4 protein-coding genes are annotated in these 4,387 nt (G+C 62.3%); all 4 read right to left on the bottom strand.

The window, feature by feature from the left end; translation table 11 throughout:
• Positions 1-132 precede the first annotated feature (132 nt).
• The 4 genes from glnT to M4D77_RS23440 all read right to left on the bottom strand — a co-directional run bounded on the left by glnT (position 133) and on the right by M4D77_RS23440 (position 4,273).
• The gene (gene glnT, locus M4D77_RS23455; protein ID WP_259937673.1) at positions 133-1,488 is read right to left on the bottom strand and encodes a type III glutamate--ammonia ligase; all 1,356 of its coding nucleotides are present in this window, start codon (positions 1,486-1,488) and stop codon (positions 133-135) included.
• 228 nt (positions 1,489-1,716) lie between these two features.
• Positions 1,717-2,373 (bottom strand): GntR family transcriptional regulator, encoded by a 657-nt coding sequence (locus M4D77_RS23450; RefSeq protein WP_259937672.1) that lies wholly within the window; start codon positions 2,371-2,373, stop codon positions 1,717-1,719.
• A 170-nt stretch (positions 2,374-2,543) separates the two neighbouring features.
• Entirely contained in the window at positions 2,544-3,431 is an 888-nt protein-coding gene (locus tag M4D77_RS23445) for a PDR/VanB family oxidoreductase (protein WP_311199338.1), read from the bottom strand.
• Positions 3,432-3,574: 143 nt separating this feature from the next.
• A complete protein-coding gene (locus M4D77_RS23440; protein ID WP_259937670.1) occupies positions 3,575-4,273 on the bottom strand; it encodes a hypothetical protein in 699 nt (232 codons plus the stop codon).
• Positions 4,274-4,387 lie beyond the last annotated feature (114 nt).

Genomic DNA, 4,387 nt, shown 5'->3' with positions numbered 1-4,387 from the left:
ACAGTACGACGTCGCCCGCGCCGAACAGATCGCCGTAGGTGCGAAAACGGATGTGCGCATCCGACAGTCGTTCGCCCGACTCGAGCGGGAAGTCGTCGACCACGATCGTTCTCGTGCCGTCCATCGGGGCTCTCAGAAGAAGGTGAGGTAGCGGTCACGTTCCCAGTCGGTGACTGCGGTGCAGTAGTCTTCCCACTCGCCGCGCTTGTAGTCGATGAACGATCGCCAACCCTTCTCTCCGAACACTTCTCTGGTGAACGGATCCGCTTCGAAAGCGTCAATGGCGTCCTCCAGTGTTCGCGGAAGCAGCGTGAGGCCACGCGCTGCGTATTCGGACAGCGGAACCTCGTACAGGTTCTCGGTGTGGAAGCTCTCGAGTTCGGCCTTCTCGCGGATTCCTTCCAGGCCCGCGGCCAAGAGCACGGCGGCCGCGAGGTGCGGATTGCAACTCGAGTCGACCGCTCGGCACTCCACCCGGCCTCCACCGAGCGGCACACGAAGCATGTTCGTGCGGTTGTTGTTTCCGCAACTGGCGAAGATCGGCGCCCACGTGGAACCGGACATGCTGCCCTTGCGGACCAGCCGCTTGTAGCTGTTGACCGTCGGTGCGATGACTGCGCAGATCGCGGCGGCGTGACGAACGATCCCGGCAGCGAAGTGGTAGCCCAGCTCGCTCAGCCCGACGCCGGCCGGATCCTCCTGCGCGTCGAACAGATTGGAGGTGTTCGCCAGGTCGGCGAGGGACATGTTGAAATGGGCACCCGACCCCGTTCGGTCGGCGAACGGCTTGGGCATGAAGGATGCCATCAGCCCGTCTTCGCGGGCGATCTCGCCGGCCATCATCCGGAAGATGACGACGCGATCGGCCATTGTCATCCCATCCGCGTAGGTGAAGTCGATCTCGAACTGCCCCTGCGCGTCCTCGTGATCGAATGAGTAGACATCCCAACCCAATTCGTTCATTGCATCGACCAGCCTGCTGAGCCAGGGGAGATTGTCGAGCAAGGTGGGTATCGCGTAACAGGATTTCTCCAGAGTGTCGCGGTCGCTGACGTTCTGGGGATTGCGGGGATCGCCGGAGAAGACGAAGAACTCTGTCTCGACACCCAGGTTGAAAGTGAACCCCATGTCGGCGGCCGCGTCGATCTGACGTCTCAGGATGTTACGGCTGGACGCCTCGAACGGCTGACCGCCCTCATACAGGTCGGAGAGAAACAGTGCGACGTCACGACGCCAGGGGAGGACCACCCCGCGCGACAGATCCGGACGCGCTGACAGCTCCTCGTCGCTGACATCCTGAGGGAGGCCGTCGAGCGCAGCGCCGGTGAACAGCTCGGAACCACCTGCCATGTGTGTGAAATGGTCGATCGGCACGACCTTGCCTTTGAGGTTTCCGTGCAGATCCGTGTAGCCCGCGATGGCGTAGCGGACTCTCTCTTCCTTCAGTTTGGCGCCGAGAGATGCTGCGTGCGAGTCGATTGCGGTCATGGAGACCCTTTCAGACGTAGTTTCGACGAGGTATTGAAACAGTAGCCCCAGGCAATTTCGATGACATATCGAAACTGTTTCCAGTGCGTTTCGCCGTTTCGGGGGAGGGCTCAGATAGGCTCGTGCGCTTGGTCGTTCAGTGACCGTGTAAGAGAGACAACGGATTTCGGCGGAAACTCGGCCGTGCGGAGAATCCGAAGCGAGGTAGTACTCTGCGCTGCGTGGCCTTCAGGCGCGAGAGGGATCGTGCGGTAGCTCGGCGTAGCCCCATTGGTGCTGCCGCGCCAGGTTGCAGGCGATGTCGAAGTCCCCGCTGGTCAGCGAGTCGAGAAGGGCCTGATGGTCGTCGGCGATCGTGGTCAGCTCGGGAGTGGACGCCAACATCGTCACCGACGTCCACGCCTCGATCTGGAGATTCTCCCAGGTGCGAGCTATGAGATCGTTGCCGGCAGCTTCTATGATGTGTCGGTGGAATGCGACGGTCTGCACTCCGACTGCTTCGACGTCTTTCTTTTCGGCCATTCGATACATCTCCGCGATGTCCCGCTCGAGGTGATCAATGGGCACCGAACCAGTCAACAAGACCAGTCGTGTGGCAGTTTCCTCCAACGCGGCCCGAAGGACGTAGCTCTCCCGCAGCGCCTCTCTGATGGAGGACCGGATGAAAGTACCGCGACGCGGCTTGATCTCGACCAGTCCGAAGGCCTCGAGCTCGCGCAGTGCCTCGCGGACCGGAGCCTGACTCGTTCCGAACTGAGCCGCGACCTTTGTCTCGACCAGACGCTCGCCGGGCCCCAGCTCCCCGAACACGATCTGGTGCACGAGCGTATCGCGGATCTGTTGACTGAGTGTTCGACGCAGGCCCGTCTGGTGACTCGCAGGCATGGTCTCAAGATACGGAATCATCCTGCTCCGGGTCGCACCGGTCGGAGAACCGCTGGTACGCGCGGGCATCGTTTGCTCCGACACACTCGACCCTCGCAGTGAGATCGGAACTTCGCGCGCGCCGACGGCGATGGAGACAGGACCGTGTGGCCGAGCCGCACTCCTCCTCATCAGATGTCGAGTACCAGGACCGACGACTTCGATCGCGACACACACGGCAAGATGACTTCGTTCGACGACCGCTCCTCGTCATCGAGGATGTCGTCGTTGTGCTCCGGGACACCGCCGACAACCCGGACCTCGCAGGTGCCACAGATGCCCGCGCGACAGGAGTTGTCGATTGCCAGTCCGGCCTCTTCGAGGATCTCGAGGAGGTCTCGATCTGCCGGCACCCGGAGTGTTCTTCCTGTCCTCGCCAGCCGTACTTCGAACTCACCGGCCGGCCGGGCGGGAGCTGAACTCGGCGCGAAGCGTTCGCGATGTAAGGCGGGCGATGGCCAAGCGGCACAGCACTGCTCGACCGCATCGATCAACGGTCCGGGCCCACAGCAATAGACGGCCGTGTCCTGCAACGGTTCGCTCAGGAACTCCTCGAAGTCGAGCAAGCCGTACTCATCCTGGGGCAACACGTGCAGGTCTCCCCCGAGGAGTCCTCGCAGTTCATCGACGAAGGCCATCGAGTTGCGGGTCCGCCCGCCGTACACGACCGTCCAGGACCTTCCACGCCTGGCCGCCTCGTGGATCATCGGCAGAAGTGGCGTGATCCCGATGCCGCCGGCGACGAAGATGTAGCGTGCTGCGTCCACGAGCTGGAAGTTGTTGCGCGGCCCCCGCGCCGACACGACATGACCCCGCTCCAGCTTCTCGTGGATGATCTTGGACCCGCCACGGCTGGCCTGTTCGCGTAGGACCGCAATTCTCCACGTACGTTTGTCCCCCGGCGCGCCGCACAGCGAGTACTGGCGGACGAGGTCGTCTGCCAGTTCGAGTTCGATATGCGCACCGGGTGTCCAGCTCGGCAGCTCCGACCCGTCATCAGCGCACAACTCGAGACTCACGATGTCGTCGGCTTCTCGCCGTTTCGAAGCAACTCTCAGTCGCGTCTGCATACTTCCCGCATCCCGGGCGTTGAGGTCGCATGACCGGCGTTTCACGGTGAGCCCAGCCCGGCCGCTGTCGCATTCGCGTTTCGAAACCGCACTCATGGCTGGGGAGTCATCAGACGGGTGGCGGTTTCGGGCCTGAACATGTGCAGAGCGATGTCGTGCATTCCGCGCATGGCTCGGAGAATCTCTTTCCGGTCCTCGTCCGTGCGGGCATACCGCGCGAGAATCTGCCTTCCGAGCCCCACGTGGAACTTCTCGTCGATCTCGATCTTTCGATGCACCCGCACGACCTCGTCGAAGCCGTGTTGTTCACCAGCGAGGAATGTCGGTTCGAGACTGCCGGTTGCCGAAGTCTCGGACGCATTCCACGCGGCGATCGCAGCCAGTGGATGGCGGTCGAGACAGTCCCAGAGAAACTCGCTCCACTGGAGACTGTCCGCAGGGACCGAGGTCGGGACCGTACCGCCCAGCGACTCCACCGCGTTGCCGACCAGCTCGTAGTGCTCAGCCTCCTGAAAGGCCTGTTTCGCGAGCAGTGTGACGTGCTTCCGCTCGAAACCCATTCCATAGCGCTGGATCTCAGCGTTCAGTAGGAATACGTAGTCGATCTCCCGCCACGCGCGCGTCGCGAGCCACTCGGCCAGGATGATGGGTTTCGGATCCCTGCTGAAGTTGTCGAAGAAATCCTTGCTGGTTCGCCGCGCGTTGCTGAAGATGGCGTCGAGGATCTCGTTCACCTCGTCGATGATCGGATCAAGCCCCGTTCCGCCTCTCACGTTCCGCACACTGACCATGACCCGCACCTTTCGTAGACGTTGCTATCGATTATCGATTATCGATTGCCCGTGTGCGGTCGTCAAACGGAACGGCAGCAGGTGTCCAGGCGCGCATTAAAACGTCCGGGGGGG

It is taken from the genome of Gordonia sp. p3-SID1431 (genome assembly GCF_025143765.1).
GTDB classification, from domain to species: Bacteria; Actinomycetota; Actinomycetes; order Mycobacteriales; family Mycobacteriaceae; genus Gordonia; species Gordonia hongkongensis.
The sequence above is the reverse complement of the archived record's forward strand: the minus strand, read 5'-3'. Positions and strand labels throughout refer to the sequence as shown.

Bases quoted from the DNA above. Each gene is read 5' to 3' on its own strand.
- glnT (WP_259937673.1), bottom strand. From the start codon at position 1,488: ATGACCGCAATCGACTCGCACGCAGCATCTCTCGGCGCCAAACTGAAG.
- M4D77_RS23450 (WP_259937672.1), bottom strand. From the start codon at position 2,373: ATGCCTGCGAGTCACCAGACGGGCCTGCGTCGAACACTCAGTCAACAG.
- M4D77_RS23440 (WP_259937670.1), bottom strand. From the start codon at position 4,273: ATGGTCAGTGTGCGGAACGTGAGAGGCGGAACGGGGCTTGATCCGATC.